Raw genomic sequence first — 16,328 nt, 5'->3', positions numbered from 1 at the left:
TATCGAAATTTTATCAAAATCTGATATTCGGCCTTTTATAGCATCACGTATTCTTTCCCCCTTGTATCAAGATACTTGTTCGTCATTTTCTCCGATTTATGCCCTAGTAGTTTCATCGCAAATTCCTTACCTTTTTCCTTTTCATACAATCGTCCGGCTAGACTTCTGATCTCATGAAAAGTTGGCGGACTCTCATCAAAACGTAAATCTGTCATTTTCCTAGCTGTCACAAATTTCTTAGTCAGACTATCTGGGTGCAGTGATCCGTCAGGGCTATTTTTTCTGATGCCTGCACTTATCATAAAATCTGTATTACTCGCTAATCGACATCGATCAATTACTGTACCTAGCCGCAGGCCGACAGCTTTAAGTTCAAGGTCTAAGGGTAGGGAAATCTTGGCTCCGGTTTTGCCTTGGTCTATCTGTAATCTGCCATCAACAATCTGGTCAAAGCGCATCAGAGATAAATCCTCACGTCGCTGGCCAGTGACTAGCGCCAGATCCATTGATAGCCCAAACCACGCCGGTAATGTGTCAGCGACCTCACGAATAGCGAGATACTGATCCAGTTCCAGGCGCTCACGTTTTACTACCGGTTTAGCTGAGCGTGTCGGTGTCACTGGATTATTATCTATATGGCCCTCGACAATCGCCTCTCGGAAAATATCAGACAACACTGATCGCATGGTGGCAGCCATGGTTTTTTTGTCCTGTGCTACCCAAAACTCTAAAAACTCGGCAATATGTCGCGTGCTGATTTTAGCTAACACCTTGTTACCCATCTTTTCGCTGATCATGGCTATTTGTCCCTTGCGAACTTTATAGGTGTTTTCGGCCAATTCCCGGCGCTTATAGATGACGTCATATCGTTTTAGCCATGCTGCCAGTGTGAACTCCTGCGTGCCTTTGAGCTTTTCTAGTAGCGCGACAGGAGTGTAGTTTTGTTCAATGAAATTATTGGCTTCTATGGCTTGAGATATGGCGTCTCGCCGGGCAATTTTGCCGAGAGATAATTCCTTTCCAGTTAGCGGGTTGCGCCAATAGAAAGTTTGTTGAACACGCCTAAAGGTGAGGTTTTTGGGCAAATTAGCGTCATACTTTCCCGGCCTTTTTGCCATAACCCATCTTCTCCAATATTGGCGGTATCGTAGAATGTGAAATGTTCAGCGCTTTCGCCATTCTGTAGCTTTTGGGCTGTATATAAATGGCACCAGGCCGCACGCGATATTGTCTGCCGTGTTTTTCTGCCGCAGGGTAAATATTGCCATTTCTGGCCCACCGTTGGAGGGTTTGAATCGTCGGCTTATCAGTCGTATAGGTTTCATCACACCATTCGGTTAATGTCATTAATTTAGCCATTGGTCATACCTCGATATGACCGGCCAGCATAGTAACGCGCTGACCGGTTCGGTTTTGATTTTTAAAAATCAGTTAGCGGACGGCTAACGAACGTTCGCCGGTTTCAAACTTTGTTCCAGGTACCGGATTAATAAATACCTCGTCAATTTCTTTTCCTTCTTCAAGTGCTTTTACTTTTGCGATGGCTTGCGCTTTTTCAATTTCGGCCTTTATCAAATCCATTTTGGGAGTGCTGATAACGTCCGTAACTGATTGAACATCCACCATTTCGTCAGGTAAAAAATCCACATCATATACCACTAGTTTTACTGAGGCTTTGCGTGCGGTGAACGTGTTAAGGCTGGTTTTTAACGTGTCTTGTTTTGATGTAATAAGACATTCAAGAAGATACTTTCTGAGTAAATTAGATTGTTTTATCCAGCTTTTTTTCCGGTCCGCATAGCGTTTAGCTTCTTTATCACAAACGTCTGCATGACCATCAAGAGTTCTGATAAATGACATAGTGGCGTCGAATTTATCTTCAAGCATTCCACCAAGACCGTCTAAGGTGTCTTTTACCCGTGTGGCATTACGTCAGCACATATCGCCAGTTAGTCAGATATTGGCTAACCGGTGCTGCCGCTGCCCGTCGGTTGTATCGCCATGTATCGGTAAACAAGGCCATCCGCGATGCTATGGAAGCCAGAGAAAAACGGACGCATATCACGCAAGATGCCGTTTTAAATTGGTGGTGGGATATTGCCACGGCCAACGCCAACGAAATTTCAGAGTTTCGCCGTTTATGCTGTCGTCACTGCTGGGGGATTGAAAATAAATACCAGTGGACTAACGAGCAGGAATATCAGGAAGAGTCGGAGAAACGAACCAATAACGGAAAACCTGCGCCACTGGATGATAGCGGTTACGGTTTTGACAGTACGCTAGATCCCAATCCAGATTGCCCACGTTGTAATGGTGAGGGACAAGGCAGGGCGCATTTTCATGATTCGCGGGATTTATCGATTTCGGCACGCCGCCTTTATGCCGGTGTTAAGCAAGGCAAGTTTGGCTTAGAAGTCATTACTCGTAATCAGGACGACGCGCTAAAAATGGTGGATCAGCATTTGGGTATGCTGAAAAATAAGACCGAAATCAGCGGCCCTGATGGTGGTGCCATTAGCCAGGTGAGTTACACGCCAGAAGATTATGCGAAAGTACAGCAGATGTTAGAGGGTAAATTGCTGGGGTTGGATTGAAAACTGACAATCAGACGCGATTGCCAGCTTCACTGTAGGCTTCTTCACGATCCCGTTTACCCACGGCAACCACAAAAACCGTGATTTTTTCGTCTTGCACCTGATAAATCAGGCGGTATCCGGCGCTGCGTAGTTTTATTTTGTAACAATCAGGTAAGTCGCGCAGTTTATTGGCTTCAACGCGTGGATTTTTAATCACTTCGAGCAGCTTTTTCTTAAATTGCTGGCGTACGGTATCGCCGAGCTTATGCCATTCCTTTAGCGCCCGGCGATCAAAATCAAGATTATAAGTCATCCAGTGACACCCTGACCGGTTGTGGATTGGCTAAACGTTCTCTGACTACGGCGACCAGTGCTTGATCTTCATCGGTCAGCAACACGGATTTAAAGGGCAGTTTGCCACTTTGTGCCACATATTCCAGTGTCTGGCGCAGCAAATCAGAGGGGGTGACCCCCAGCTTTTCCAGTACCGCATAAGAACGATCTTTTAAGTCATCATCAATGCGAATATTAATGTTACCCATTTTTGAACCTCACTTATGTAATGACATCTGTAATTACAAATGTCATTTTGTCCCTATCGGGCAAAAAGTGCAAGGGGAATAATGGCGATAAATCACCCAACCATGGCGCGATAGCAGGATCACCACATGAGCGATATTCTCGAATGGGAAAATCTGGATTTCCCGTCGCGTGTCGCCCTGAAATCCCGATCGGAAAAATCATTTCTTAATTTCACCCTCATTTGGTTTGAGCTGTTGCAGAGTGACCGGCTATTGGTGAACTGGCATCATAAAATGATGGCCGCAAAGCTGGATGATTTGGTCAATAACCTACTCGCCCGGCAAGTTCGACTATGGCCTCATCACGTTTGCTGTTGGTTTTGATATAGCGCGGTGCGCAACTGGGCAAACATTTCGCACTTTGGGAGTAAGGTTGGCAATTAGACCAGCCAATGAATTTCCGGCTTTATTAAGGTGCTTGGGATAATATTTTACTTAAATAGCCGTGTATTGGTTTTTGGGGAAAAGGTGAAAATTGTCTCTTGAACAGAACACTGTATCAAGAGACAATTTTTATATTTAGCTATTCGGCAGTATTATTAATACAATGATTGAAGAATATGATTGGCTGCTTCCACTCGGACAGGATTAGGGTAATTTTTATTAGCTAACATCACTATTCCGATCTTCTTCTCTGGAATAAAAGCAATATATGCGCCAAAACCATTAGTACTACCCGTTTTGTGTACCCAAGATGCTGGAACAGCAGAATATGGAGGCATCAATGCGTTAATTTTATGAGGTTGCAAGGCAATTTCATTGCTACTGGAAGCAATGACTTCTTGTGAATTAATAGGCCAGTCATACATTTCCCATCCCAGCCCTTGGAACATGTTCCCTGATCGGTAATAACGTGATTGGGCGGCGATGATGGCTTTCTTTAATTTATCATTATCAGCCAGAAGTTTTTCAGGCTCAATATTTGCCTGCATAAACTTTACCATATCTTGTGCAGTAGATTTTACTCCGTAGGCTTCAGCCGCCAGTACCCCTGGAGTGACACGAACCGGTTGACCGTCTTTATATCCCCACGCGTAGTCTGATTGCATGTAATCGGGAATAGTTATAAAGGTGTGTGTTAACTTTAAAGGTTGAAAAACATTTTGGGTCATATAGTCTTCAAACGACAAATTGCTTTTTTTCACTGCCAGTGTGCCGAATAATCCAATACTGGCGTTGGAGTAGTTTCGCATCACACCGGGTGCCCACTGTGGCTGCCATTGCTGGTAGTATTGCCACAATAGTTTCATGCTAGTGACAGAATCAGGAACTTGAAGAGGCAGACCACCTGCGGTATATGTCGCCAAGTTCAGCATGCTAATATCTTTCCACTGAAGGCCAGTTAGTTCTGGGCTATATTTTGTTGCAGAATCACTTAGGTTAAGAATACCTGTTTGCTCAGCATATCCACCGACTACCCCAGTGAAAGTTTTACTGACTGAGCCAAGTTCGAATAAGGTATTTTCCGTTACCGGGCGGCGATTTTTTATATCGGCAAAGCCATAGTTAAAGAACAAGGGTTTGCCGTCATAAAACACAGCAACGGCCATGCCGGGAATATCCTGTTTTTCAATTAATGGAGTCAGGGTGTTATTGACAATAGTCGCTATCTGCTGTTGTGTGAGAATCTTTTGTTCAGATGCATAAAGAGGCGATGCTGCAAGAGTGGTAAAAATAAGAGAACTGATAATCGAGGTTTTCATTGTGAAGATATCTTCCATGGGTTATTAAATGGCAAACAGTCACTTCTGTCCGTAACTAGTTTAGCTTGTATATTATAACGCACTGTACGCCGTTGACCACTGGTCAGAAAAAGAATAACTGAATTCAAGTTACCACGTAATGGATGCGTTGTTAGCGCCAACCTTTAAGGACTATCTGTGATGTTGGTATTACTCCGCTGTCTCCCAGCTAAGCAGTCTTGTAGAATTTGTAACGTATCGTGGTATAGTCCGATTTTTACGGAAAATTATGCTGACTAACTCATCCATTCGTCTTAACAAATACATTAGCGAGAGCGGTGTCTGCTCGCGCCGCGATGCTGATCGTTACATCGAACAAGGAAATGTTTTTATTAATGGCAAGCGGGCTGCGGTTGGCGATCAGGTATATGTCGGGGATGTGGTGAAAGTTAATGGCCAACTTATCGAACCGCGTGACGAAAACGACTTAGTATTGATCGCATTAAATAAACCAGTTGGCATCATAAGCACCACGGAGGATGGTGAATCCGATAACATCGTTGATTTCGTTAACCATAGTAAACGTGTTTTTCCTATCGGGCGTCTCGATAAAGACTCGCAAGGATTAATCTTCCTGACGAATCACGGCGATTTAGTCAACAAGATCCTGCGCGCTGGGAATGATCACGAAAAAGAATACGTGGTGACGGTTAATAAACCGGTGACTGACGAGTTTATTCTCGGCTTGGGTGCGGGTGTGCCGATGTTGGGAACTGTGACCAAAAAATGTAAAGTGAAAAAAGAAGCCGCCTTTGTGTTTAGCATCACATTAGTGCAGGGTCTTAATCGCCAAATCCGCCGTATGTGTAAGCATTTCGGTTATGAAGTGACCAAGCTTGAGCGCACCCGTATTATGAACGTCAATCTGAAAGGCTTGCCGCAAGGCGAGTGGAGAGATTTGACCGACGATGAACTGACAGAATTATTCAAGCTGATTGAGAATTCGTCGTCTGATGAAAAACCGTCAAAAAAGCCGAAAGTTAAAGTAGCTGCAGATAAAAAACCCGTCATTGTCCGAGCTAAAAACACTGAGAAATCAGAAGGTAACTCTGCTGCCCGTAAGCGTTTCACTCAACCAGGACGTAAGAAGAAAGGGCGCTAATTACGCGTGATTTTTACTCTCCTTGTGGTTAATTAATCGTATTTTTTGTGAACCTAATGGCGTTGTATTTTATAACAACGCCAAATTTTGAGTTATTTTTAGTCGGGCGCTTAATTAAATCAACTTAATGGGATAAACATAGGGAGTAATAAAGACAACTTAATTACGATAGCATTGGCTATATCCAGGAAGAATGCCCCGACCATCGGAACAATAAGAAAGGCTACGTGAGATGGCCCGAAACGATCGGTAACCGCCTGCATATTGGCAATTGCCGTGGGTGTAGCACCTAAACCTAAACCACAATGCCCAGCGGCAAGAACCGCAGCATCGTAATTTTTCCCCATAACCCGGTAAGTTACAAATATTGCGTATAATACCATCAGCAGTGTTTGCGCCAGTAGAATAGCCAACATTGGGAGGGCCAGTGAGGCTAACTCCCATAACTTTAAGCTCATCAACGCTATTGCCAGAAAAAGGGAAAGACTGACGTTACCCAATATAGAGACTGCACGGTCAAATACCTGATAAAACCGAGTGTAAGCGAGTATATTACTGAGAATAACCCCAACAAACAGGACATAAACAAATACAGGTAATTCAAATACTGATCCCGCCAGCAGTTCTCTAATATAGCCACCGACCATCAGACAAATGGTAATCATGGCGATGGTTTCGACCAAAACCAATGAGGTGATTATTCGCCCTGACTGAGGTTTTTCGAAAGTTGTCGGTTGCAACGCATCCTCTGGTCTTCCATTAGGTGTCGCAGAATGTTTAATTAGATAAAGTGCAACAGGCCCGGCGATTAACCCACCTAATACCAAACCAAAGGTCGCGCAGGCCATCGCAACTTCAGTAGCATTAACTAACCCATAATTCTTAACAAACACACTGCTCCAAGCGGCCCCAGTACCATGTCCGCCAGACAGAGTAATAGTCCCGGTCAATAATCCCATTAAAGGTTCCAGCCCGAGCATTTTAGCCATACCAATGCCAATTGTATTTTGTAATAACAACAGACCAATAACGACGACGATAAATTTTATTAATACCTTTCCACCCGCCCTTAAACTGGCGAGATTAGCGTTAAGACCAATTGAGGCAAAAAAGGTCAACATCAATGGGTCACGTAATGACGTATCAAAGTGAGCTTCCCAACTTGTGGTTTGGTGTATAAGTAGAAATATTAATGCAACCAGTAAGCCGCCAGCGATGGGGTCAGGAATAGCATATTTTTGTAATAAAGGAATTTTTTTGACGCACTGCCTTCCTAGTAATAGAACCAGGCTTGCAGCGACGAGTGTGCTATAAGCATCGAATTGGAGCATTTTTGGAATCCTTTATATGTAAAAGCAATAACCCGTTATTTACGGTGTTCTTTACACATGTTCAGATATCGCATGAAGGATGATTCATTGTAAATCTCCTGGTGAACGGATGTTTACTCATTGTTATGGCCTATTTTTTGATAAGTGTTTATATGCCATAATTTAATACTCATATTGCCTTTGATACTTAATTAAAGCGTAGCAGGACTTTCTATTTGATTACTCCTGTCGCAATAATTTTTTTTCGCATAACAGACTGTTTACACAATGAAGAGAGCACGCGGGGTTATGACTGTTGGGAGAGTTAAATTTAGGCAGTAAAACTAACTCTACATGTATTACTCAGATTTATCACTATCAGAGTGGCGGTAGACTTCACCACAAATCAATACTACATCGGGTCTTCTTTGATGAAGACGAGCAGCTACAGCCATACACTCATGGCGTGTTGCGTAAATATCGTCAGTGACGGGCAGAGCCTCGCAAGCATCCATTCCGCAGGTGCTAACCAGTAAAGCAAATCCTATGAGCATATATTCTCCTTATTTATAGGATTTATATGAGTATAGCGTATTTACAGAAGAGGTCGCACACTCGTTTTTATCGAGGCAATAGGCGTTTCCTTGGGAGATGAAAAATCAACCAAATTTGGTAATAGCCACTCCAGCCATAATAATGGCACTGGCTATAAGCCGTAACACCGAGGGTTTTTCTTTTAACATCCAGATAGAAATAATCATTGCAAAGAGGACACTCGTTTCGCGGAGTGCGGCTACCAAGGCAATTGGCGTACTTTTCATGGCCCAAATGACAATGCCATAAGCCAGTAATTGCATGGCCCCCCCGATGATGCCGTGACGCCAATGTTGTCGGATTTCACGAAAAACCACATTGCGATGCAGAACCCAAAGTAGCCCAAACATGGTCATGCCATTGAACATAAATAGCCATAAAATATAACTGAGCGGTTCAATACTGGCACGGCTTCCTGCTCCATCGGATAGGGTATAACAGGCGGTAAATACCGCAGTTGTTAATGCGTAGAGGATGGCCCTGAGATTAAGTTTATTTGGGCCATGGCGACCATCAAATGTCATCATGATGACCCCAGAAACCAAAATAACGGCCCCTAATAAAGCCATTGTTCGTGGGATTTCAGACAAAATTAACCACGACAGCAGGGCGCTTAATAATGGTGCCACACCGCGGGCAATCGGATAAATTTGCCCAAACTCTGCTTGCTCGTAGGCTTTACTGAGAAAGAGGCAATAGCCGGTGTGAAAAGCGACTGACAGGAGTAACCAAGGGATCGCGCTAAGTGAGGGTAAACCAACAAAGAAAATACCGAAAAATGAGATGACACCGGAAAAAAAAGCCATTACCGAAATGGCCACTAAACGGTCAGCACCAAATTTGACTAAAGCATTCCAGCTAGCATGCAATAACGCCGCACCCAATACCGCAATAAATATTTCCGTGCTCATCCCATCCCCTTATTTAGGCGTATTAGTTTACCTTGGATGGCTTTGTTTGGCATGAAAATTAGTGGTGTAAAATCAAATAGGATTTTTAACATTAGGATTAGAGGCGTTTAAGATTTAATGAAAAGGAGTATATATGCCGAGCATCCTCGATATAAAAAGGTATTGAAAATGAGACTGAATAGCGTTGCGGCTAGTGCTTCCTAAAAAAGCGGTATTTTGGCATTATATCGGTATGCAGTGTTTTTTTAGGATGAGTGATGAAACAGTTCCCGTTTGATAAACGTTACGAGATTGAAGATGCCAACGGTGTTGTTGAGTACTATATTGACGGCGATGAGTATATTCGTGGTCAGGATGGTGTGCCGGGTTATCGAATTGCAGGTTATGAAGTGTACGAGCATAATGCTGAAGCCAAACTCGCAGGTTTCCTGGAAGGGAAACATATCACAACCCCGGATGCGGATATTTTGCTGACGATTTTAGATGATATACCCGCAGAAGATTAATCTTCGTTAGTGTGTTTTTCGGCTCTGGGCTGCGATATAAATGTTATTTGCAGCCTATGAACAGGCGAGAAGTAGCACATGAGATAGGTTTGAGGGCATAAGGCATATGGTTGCTCAATTTACTATGGAAAACATTGTCGGGCTGATTTTGGTCATCAGTTGCATCATTGCCTTATTAATTGTCTCAGTGTGGGGAATGAGACGGCACCATTCTCGTTATAGGTTTATATTACAATTTGTAAGCTTCCTGCTGTGGTCTGTCATGGTAATTGTGGTGGGAAAAATCATCAATAATGCACTTGTTGACATAAAGATAAACTTTATCACGCCCAAGACAGTTAATTTTATCTGTATGTCAGTTATCCTGCTGATGTTGATGCGTAGGATGTTTGTATTATTTGATGTATTAGAAAAGCGACAGGTGGCAAAAGGGAGTGATATCACCAGCGCTAAAATCATCTCGCGCATGCTGAAAATTACCTTCGTGGTGGTGGTCGTTCTACTCTATGGTGAACATCTGGGCATGAGTTTTTCCGGGCTAGTTACCTTTGGCGGTATTGGGGGGCTTGCTGTCGGTATGGCTGGAAAAGATATTTTGAGTAATTTCTTTTCTGGCGTGATGCTTTATTTTGATCGCCCTTTTAATATTGGAGACTGGATACGTTTACCCGATCGCCATATTGAGGGTGTTGTTGTTGAAATAGGTTGGCGGCTGACAAAAATAATGACGTTTGAAAATCGTCCACTGTATGTTCCTAACTCCATATTCACCGACATTAGTGTTGAAAACCCAGGCCGCATGACCAACCGCAGAATAAAAACCACTCTGGCGCTGCGTTATGAGGATGCGGATAAAATAGGAATAATTGTGGATGAAATGCACAATTTTTTAGCCAATAATGATGATATTGATCAGCAACAGACCTTATTGGTCTATTTCAATGGGTTTGGCGAGTCTTCTCTCAATATTATGGTTTATTGCTTTACTAAGACCAAAGTATGGGCTGAATGGCTGGCAGTTCAGCAAAACTGTTATTTGAAATTTATCGATATAGTGCATCAGCATGGCGCAGACTTTGCTTTTCCCAGTCGCACACTTTATATCGAAAATAATACAGAGCAACCGGAAACTTCAGCGAACAGTAAAATCGATTAACGTCATCTTTTAGTAATAACCCGGTGGAGCCACTATGAATCAGCAAGCCATTACGTTGTATACAGGTGCGGATTTTTTCAGCCTTTAGGATGGTCGGAAGAATTTATTCAGTGAATGGTGCATTGCAGATACTGATTTGACGTTAATGCTTAACCGGCTGGCGCTCAATAGTGACGAACTGCCGGCATATTTGCGTAAGTATGCAAGTTATCAATGGCAACGGCCTTCAGTACAGCAATGGCGTGCGTTGTCACAAAAATAGTGAATCCCAGACGGTGGGGAGAAACTCTTGAAACCAGCATAGTACGGCTGGTTATTACTCTAATCCCTCACAGCAACAGTGGCTTAATCGGTAGCTCGGTTTTAGGCGATTGTCATGAAAATAATATAAAGTTAGTGAGTTACCTATGGCCGAGTTGCTGGAAAAAATAATGATAAAAAGTGGGAAGTTAATACGTGTCTCGGTGCTACTGACGGGCTTTTTTTTATTAGGCGCTTGTAGTCAATTACCCAGAAATCCAGTACCTGTGGCGCTAATGCCGGAGGCCGAAATCCCTGGAATGCCCAATATTCGCGCGGGAGCCGGGCATATTAGCCCAATATTTGAAGCAGATTTACTGCAATCCTATCAAGACGAACCGAAAGAGATGTTCCGCGTGGCTGATGGAACTCATGTTTATCCTCATTTAGCTTTATCAGGCGGAGGCCCTAATGGCGCCTTCGGTGCCGGTTTTTTGAATGGCTGGACTAAAACGGGCAAACGGCCGGTTTTTAAAGTGGTGAGTGGGGTATCAACCGGCGCCCTGATCGCGCCTTTTGCCTTTTTAGGCAGTGATTATGACCAGGCGCTGCATGACTTTTATACCACGACGACCACCCAAGATATTTTCCATTTGGATAATCTGCTCTTTCGTCTATTTTTCCGCGAGTCATTGGCGGATACCAGTCCATTATCTCAGCTCATTGATGGTCATATAACACCTCAATTACTGAGTGAAATAGCCAAGGCCCATCAACAAGGGCGGCGGTTGTATATGGGCACGGTTGATCTTGATTCGCAGCGCTTTATTGTGTGGAACATGGGGATGATTGCCACGAAAGGGACTCCGGAAGCTTTAATATTATTCCGTAAAGTGATGCTTGCTTCCTCCTCCGTCCCCGTCGCTTTTTCACCCGTATTTTTTGATGTGGTGGCTAAAGGTAAACATTACGATGAAATGCATGTCGATGGCGGTGTTGCGGCGCGAGTTTTTTACAATGGTGGGGTATACAGTTCCAAAGTGGTGCGTGCCAGAGCGGGCTTAGCCGAGAGTAAAGAAGACATTTATATTATTCACAATGGTCAGCTTGGCCCACAACCGGCACCCACCCCGCGATTGGTCCGAAATATTGCTTTGCGCACGCTGGATTCAACCAGTAAAGCGGCATTAGTCGGCGATTTATACCGAATTTATGCTTTCTCATTGGCTGAAAAATCAGGATTTCACTGGATAACTATTCCACCGGATATTGATATTAACGGCGCAGAGATTTTTGATCCGGTGAAGATGGAGCATTTATATCAGGCGGGTTATGCCGAGGCTTTACAGGGGCCTAAGTGGGCGTTACGGCCGCCGGGTGCTATTGAGATGGGGACCTTATTGCAAGATGCAATCTCTAACGCGAACGTGGCAACAGACTCACATTAGACTGAATATAACGACATCTGGCTACATCTGGCTAAATAGAGGCAGCGAGCCATCAACAACTGCGGCACCGATATAAATAATAAAAAGTGAATAGAGAAAGAAATTACTGATCATTTGATACCTCGGTTACCTACGCGAGTAAAACATGTGACCATGTCAGATCCATTACACTATAGACTTTAATTGAATAAAAAGCGCACAACAAATGAATAAATAATGAATTTATTGTGACTGATTTGCGACAAAATCGACTTTTTTTAGAAAATATCGAGATTGCAGATCAGACTTTTCGGGCCAATAAGCGCATGGGTCAAACGAGCTAGAGGTAAGAGTCACTGATAATATTTGTTGGATTTCGTTTTTTATCAATCGGTTAGCCTAAATAGAAAACAATTTAAGCAGCATACGAGCAGAGAGAGTGAGATTGTGCTACACTATGCGACCGATAATCAAGGATAAAACATGAAAAAAGTCTCAATCATTGCTCAGTGCTTAATAAACGCTAAGAGTTTCAGTGAGATGTCCGAAGCTGAATCCTCGATAAAAAAGGTTTTCAACGACAGTTATTCCGATCATTCGTTTGATGAATGGAATACGGATGTTTCTACGTTGAGTGCGAACCGTATTATCAGCCTGGTTGCTGGTGCTTCCAAGGTTCGGGTCAGAGGGTTGATCCAAGAATTATGGAATCACTGATCCCAGACCAAGGGTTTCCAATAACCTGCCTACCATTTCACTACGCCAAGCATGCCAGCCATGCAGCGTGGTGAATGTTTCCCCCTCGTATCTTTCCATTTTCTGCTTGTTTCTTTCCATTGTCTCCTGCAAAACCGGTTATTTCCACTGAGTGAGATCTCATCCGGTAAAGATAATCTGAGTAACGCTGACCACGCCACGGTTTAGGGGCGTTGGTTAACGTAATCTAATGAGGTTGTACAACTGAGAGGCGAGTATATGTCATTTCTTGATAGCATCAGAAAACTGGTTAGCAGTGCCAAAGTGAACATTAAGTGCCCAGATTGCGGCGCAGCATCTGAACAAAGCACAGAAAAAGTGCATAAAAATACAGCGTTAGTGTGCCCAAAATGTGGCTGTTTATTTTTGCCTAAAGACAAACAGTAGTGGCGGTTCAATCAGCCAAAAATCATAGACGCCCACCGCAGCAGCATTAATGCGCCACAGATGCAAAGTAACACCAAAAACATTTTCCAATGTTTTGTATGTAAGCGTTTGGTCACCATAGGCCTTTATTTTTACCTCAATAGATTTGTTTGATTTGAAATTGTTTGATTTGAAATTGTTTTACGGGATTTATTTTTTTACCACAATTTAGGTATAGTAGCGAAAATTTATGTTGATGCGAGAGTGAGTTCGTAGCGTTAAAGTATAATATGCGCTGCATCAATAATATTACGAATAGGAATAATGAAACTATGGCTGCAATTCCACAAAAATATGAAAACGCTGAACGTTGGGCTTTTGGTGATACTGAACAAGTCGCGGATGATTTATTGGCATTGGTTCTCAATGGTACTAAAACGGCAACTTGTGCTGCATTAGATGAAGAAGGTGTCCCGCTGGCGGGTGATGTTTTTGTTGTGGTCAATGGCCGCAATGAACCAGTTTGTGCAGTCGAGTTGACGGATGTTGAGCTGAAAACTTTTGCCCAGGTTGATGAGGCGCATGCTTTTGCTGAAGGTGAGGGCGATCGTTCGTTGGCTTATTGGCGTAAAGAGCATCAGCGGTTTTTTGAAGAATACGAACTATTCTCCCCAGATATGATGCTGATTTGTATGCAATTCAAACTGTTGGAAACATTCTGATAGCAGAGTTTGTGATGCAAGCAGCAAGCGCTGTTTAGCGGCCAGCTTTATCGAATGTAACGGTTTTATCGAATGTAAAATGAAGAAACCGCCACTCATAAATTTTAGCTATGGGTGACGGATCTTTAAACCGTCAAGTGACCTTCATCACCCAAGCGTCTTGATGTCGGTCATAATGTTTTTTGTAGAGCAGCTTATCTTTACCGTCTAATGTTGCAGGAATACTGGTATTTTCATCCCATCCATCTAGCTGCATACACAATTCAGGATCTGACTTGCACGGGATACTGAGCGTGTTTTCGCCTTTCTCCAATGGTGCGGATAATACCGCGTCATCCACTTCGAAACTTCTGATTTTTACCACAGTTTTTCCCATAAAGACTCCTTCTTTACCGAGTGGTATGAGGTATGACCAGACTGGTCGCCTTATTGAGAATAGCCGAGCTAAAAAAAAGCGCCAGAAGGTGGCGCGAAAAAAATGCCGCTAGCCGCTAGCGGGGAAGCTCGGCCAAATTAAACTGATTACGACCATTCTTTTTAGAATAATAAAGTGCCTGGTCAGCAGTCTGCACCAAATCAGCCTGATCAGTAATATTGCTGTGCAGTTGAGATTGATAGACGGTGACCCCCAGGCTGATGGTCACTTTGCGGAATTTGCTTTCGCCGTGTTTGATACCCATCGCCCTGATAGATTGCAGAATATGTTCTGCCACTAAACTGGCACCTTTTTGGTCCGTGTCTGGCAAGATAGCGGCGAATTCTTCTCCGCCATAACGGGCGACAATATCGGTGCTGCGTTTCAATGATTTACGCAATGTCCTGGCGACCAACCGCAGACATGCATCACCAGAAATATGGCCGTAGCAATCATTGAAATTCTTAAAATAATCTATATCAATCATTAAAACGGCTAATGGCGAGTTTGAGCGCCTTGCCCGCATAAATTCATGGGCCAATACTTTCTTGAACTCTCGGCGATTAGGTAATTTGGTTAGCGAGTCAGTTCTGGCTTGAATTTCCAGACGCCGGTTAGCCTTAATCAACTTAAGTTCCAGTAACTTGCGTTCATGGATATCTTCTGCAGTGCCGTACCAGCACTCCACATTACCCTGATCGTCAATGCTGGGGACGGCGCGGATACGCATCCAGTTCCAGCCTTTTTCTACATGGCAAAAACGTATTTCGACGTCGAGTGGTTCCTGTGTTTGCAGAGAATGTTCCCAACTTATTAATGTGGGGTGGCGGTCATCCACATGAATACTTCGCAGCCATCTATCATCCAGTGCTTCTTCGCGGGTTAACCCCGTGATTTTTTCAAAGCGAGAGCTGATATTGGTGATCATGCCATCTGGCGAGGCTGTCCAGGGGATCTGTGGGTTCAGTTCCACCATATTGCGATAATGTTGTTTACTGCTGCGCAGCTTTTCTTCCATCTTTTTCAGCGCAGAGATATCGATCATCGCGACAGACAGGCCACTGACCTGACCATTTGGATATCTGGCGGCATTGATGCGCATGAAAAATACCCGTTGTTTATCCGGCATCTGAAACTCAGCATCAGGGATGCTATCGTTACAATAGGCTTTGAGCAGGGCATTTTTCAGAATAGGGATGATGCTGGGCAAGAAATCAGCCACTTTACGGCCATTAACATCTACGGTTTTTTTATCTAATAATTCAGCAAGATAGTCATTGACTGTAAGGTAACATAAGGTTGTATCGATAAAGCACAGTCCTGCTGGAGCACTGGAATAAATCGATTCCAACTCAAAAAGGCGTTTATTGGCATCATAAGGTAAATTGCTCAGATTACGGTCTATTCCCCGATAACCTTTGAATTCTCCATTATTGTTAAAAAGCGGGATACCGCTGCTTTCTACTAATACTTCGCTGCCATCTGCGCGGATACTACGATTTTGTATACCCGCAAAAGGAATACGCGCAGCCGCGATATTGGCAAATATCGCACCCACTCGATTAGCTTCATCTTCGGGCATAAAATCAAATGGGGTTTTACCAATCACTTCATGCGGGAGACGACCTAGCAGCTCGATAGATTTTGCAGATGAAAAGGTATAACGGCCGGCAACATCAACTTCCCAGATCCAGTCTGAATTATTTTCGATGATATCCCGTAAGCTGTTCATTTCTTTTAGCAGAGTAATGTCAGCTGATTTCTCCCGATTATCATAATCAGTCATGGTGCCCACTCCTGTTTAATCGCGGCTTTCCTTAGGTAGAAGTCTTTCGGCTATTATTTAAGCCCGCAGATTGTATAACAGGGACAGATTTAGTACAGCTCATTCGGAATTTTCTTATCTTTAAGTTGTTTCTTAACA

19 protein-coding genes and 3 pseudogenes are annotated in these 16,328 nt (G+C 43.4%); 10 read left to right on the top strand and 12 right to left on the bottom strand.

Features of this window, described 5'->3' with window-relative positions:
• Positions 1-35: 35 nt before the first annotated feature.
• The 3 genes from OP863_RS11250 to OP863_RS11240 all read right to left on the bottom strand — a co-directional run bounded on the left by OP863_RS11250 (position 36) and on the right by OP863_RS11240 (position 1,887).
• A complete protein-coding gene (locus tag OP863_RS11250; RefSeq protein ID WP_265525263.1) occupies positions 36-1,118 on the bottom strand; it encodes a tyrosine-type recombinase/integrase in 1,083 nt (360 codons plus the stop codon).
• Entirely contained in the window at positions 1,093-1,359 is a 267-nt protein-coding gene (locus OP863_RS11245; protein WP_265525262.1) for an excisionase, read from the bottom strand. The genes OP863_RS11250 and OP863_RS11245 overlap by 26 nt, the downstream gene beginning before the upstream one ends.
• A gap of 72 nt (positions 1,360-1,431) precedes the next feature.
• Complete coding sequence (locus OP863_RS11240; RefSeq protein WP_145592026.1) at positions 1,432-1,887, bottom strand: siphovirus Gp157 family protein; 456 nt, start codon at positions 1,885-1,887, stop codon at positions 1,432-1,434.
• Positions 1,888-1,976: 89 nt separating this feature from the next.
• Between OP863_RS11240 and OP863_RS11235 the strand changes: the two are divergent.
• Positions 1,977-2,594 (top strand): annotated as a pseudogene (locus OP863_RS11235) (terminase small subunit); the annotation flags it as partial.
• Between the two features lie 10 nt (positions 2,595-2,604).
• Here OP863_RS11235 and OP863_RS11230 read toward each other — a convergent pair.
• Positions 2,605-2,889 (bottom strand): type II toxin-antitoxin system RelE family toxin, encoded by a 285-nt coding sequence (locus OP863_RS11230; protein ID WP_038632447.1) that lies wholly within the window; start codon positions 2,887-2,889, stop codon positions 2,605-2,607.
• Positions 2,879-3,118 carry a type II toxin-antitoxin system RelB/DinJ family antitoxin gene (locus OP863_RS11225; protein WP_012105237.1) on the bottom strand — a complete coding sequence of 80 codons (240 nt, stop codon included), beginning with the start codon at positions 3,116-3,118 and terminating at the stop codon, positions 2,879-2,881. Before OP863_RS11225 ends, OP863_RS11230 begins: the two co-directional genes overlap by 11 nt.
• A 126-nt stretch (positions 3,119-3,244) precedes the next feature.
• On the opposite strand from OP863_RS11225, the pseudogene OP863_RS11220 reads away from it, so the two are divergent.
• Positions 3,245-3,421: pseudogene (locus OP863_RS11220) on the top strand (terminase); the annotation flags it as partial.
• Between the two features lie 275 nt (positions 3,422-3,696).
• On the opposite strand, the gene ampC reads toward OP863_RS11220, so the two are convergent.
• Entirely contained in the window at positions 3,697-4,860 is a 1,164-nt protein-coding gene (ampC, locus tag OP863_RS11215; RefSeq protein ID WP_071841717.1) for a class C beta-lactamase, read from the bottom strand.
• A 268-nt stretch (positions 4,861-5,128) separates the two neighbouring features.
• Here ampC and rluF point away from each other — a divergent pair, with 268 nt between their 5' ends.
• Positions 5,129-6,001 (top strand): 23S rRNA pseudouridine(2604) synthase RluF, encoded by an 873-nt coding sequence (rluF, locus tag OP863_RS11210; protein WP_145592025.1) that lies wholly within the window; start codon positions 5,129-5,131, stop codon positions 5,999-6,001.
• Between the two features lie 119 nt (positions 6,002-6,120).
• On the opposite strand, the gene gltS is transcribed toward rluF, so the two are convergent.
• The 3 genes from gltS to OP863_RS11195 all read right to left on the bottom strand — a co-directional run bounded on the left by gltS (position 6,121) and on the right by OP863_RS11195 (position 8,816).
• Entirely contained in the window at positions 6,121-7,332 is a 1,212-nt protein-coding gene (gene gltS / locus OP863_RS11205) for a sodium/glutamate symporter (RefSeq protein WP_265525260.1), read from the bottom strand.
• Between the two features lie 338 nt (positions 7,333-7,670).
• Positions 7,671-7,865: a hypothetical protein gene (locus tag OP863_RS11200; RefSeq protein WP_038632469.1), complete on the bottom strand. Its 195-nt coding sequence runs from the start codon at positions 7,863-7,865 to the stop codon at positions 7,671-7,673.
• A 105-nt stretch (positions 7,866-7,970) separates the two neighbouring features.
• The gene (locus tag OP863_RS11195) at positions 7,971-8,816 is read right to left on the bottom strand and encodes a DMT family transporter (protein ID WP_038632471.1); all 846 of its coding nucleotides are present in this window, start codon (positions 8,814-8,816) and stop codon (positions 7,971-7,973) included.
• A gap of 257 nt (positions 8,817-9,073) precedes the next feature.
• Between OP863_RS11195 and OP863_RS11190 the strand changes: the two genes are divergently transcribed.
• From OP863_RS11190 to OP863_RS11165, 6 genes and pseudogenes are all read left to right on the top strand, one after another.
• On the top strand, positions 9,074-9,322 hold the full coding sequence (locus OP863_RS11190) for a hypothetical protein (RefSeq protein WP_145588180.1): 249 nt from the start codon (positions 9,074-9,076) through the stop codon (positions 9,320-9,322).
• A 106-nt stretch (positions 9,323-9,428) separates the two neighbouring features.
• Positions 9,429-10,478, top strand: a complete 1,050-nt coding sequence (locus OP863_RS11185; protein ID WP_145588182.1) for a mechanosensitive ion channel family protein — start codon at positions 9,429-9,431, stop codon at positions 10,476-10,478.
• A gap of 88 nt (positions 10,479-10,566) precedes the next feature.
• Positions 10,567-10,740, top strand: a pseudogene (locus OP863_RS11180) (glutathione S-transferase); the annotation flags it as partial.
• Positions 10,741-10,909: 169 nt separating this feature from the next.
• Positions 10,910-12,166: a patatin-like phospholipase family protein gene (locus OP863_RS11175; RefSeq protein WP_050291406.1), complete on the top strand. Its 1,257-nt coding sequence runs from the start codon at positions 10,910-10,912 to the stop codon at positions 12,164-12,166.
• A gap of 462 nt (positions 12,167-12,628) precedes the next feature.
• Positions 12,629-12,862 carry a hypothetical protein gene (locus OP863_RS11170; protein ID WP_038632477.1) on the top strand — a complete coding sequence of 78 codons (234 nt, stop codon included), beginning with the start codon at positions 12,629-12,631 and terminating at the stop codon, positions 12,860-12,862.
• Positions 12,863-13,120: 258 nt separating this feature from the next.
• Entirely contained in the window at positions 13,121-13,288 is a 168-nt protein-coding gene (locus tag OP863_RS11165; RefSeq protein ID WP_215624503.1) for a YnfU family zinc-binding protein, read from the top strand.
• An 11-nt stretch (positions 13,289-13,299) separates the two neighbouring features.
• On the opposite strand, the gene yniD is transcribed toward OP863_RS11165, so the two are convergent.
• Entirely contained in the window at positions 13,300-13,407 is a 108-nt protein-coding gene (gene yniD / locus OP863_RS11160) for a small membrane protein YniD (RefSeq protein ID WP_086019094.1), read from the bottom strand.
• Between the two features lie 192 nt (positions 13,408-13,599).
• Here yniD and OP863_RS11155 point away from each other — a divergent pair, with 192 nt between their 5' ends.
• Positions 13,600-13,989, top strand: coding sequence for an ASCH domain-containing protein (locus OP863_RS11155; protein ID WP_265525259.1), 390 nt, complete (start codon positions 13,600-13,602; stop codon positions 13,987-13,989).
• A gap of 133 nt (positions 13,990-14,122) precedes the next feature.
• Here the strand turns inward: OP863_RS11155 and OP863_RS11150 are convergent, their stop codons facing one another.
• Both OP863_RS11150 and OP863_RS11145 read right to left on the bottom strand, forming a co-directional pair.
• Positions 14,123-14,365: a YebV family protein gene (locus tag OP863_RS11150; RefSeq protein ID WP_038632480.1), complete on the bottom strand. Its 243-nt coding sequence runs from the start codon at positions 14,363-14,365 to the stop codon at positions 14,123-14,125.
• 115 nt (positions 14,366-14,480) lie between these two features.
• On the bottom strand, positions 14,481-16,190 hold the full coding sequence (locus OP863_RS11145) for a diguanylate cyclase (protein ID WP_145588185.1): 1,710 nt from the start codon (positions 16,188-16,190) through the stop codon (positions 14,481-14,483).
• Between the last annotated feature and the right edge of the window lie 138 nt (positions 16,191-16,328).

Source organism: Yersinia sp. SCPM-O-B-9106 (C-191) (assembly GCF_026183365.1).
Lineage (GTDB): Bacteria > Pseudomonadota > Gammaproteobacteria > Enterobacterales > Enterobacteriaceae > Yersinia > Yersinia rochesterensis.
This window is presented reverse-complemented; position numbering and strand designations above follow the sequence as displayed.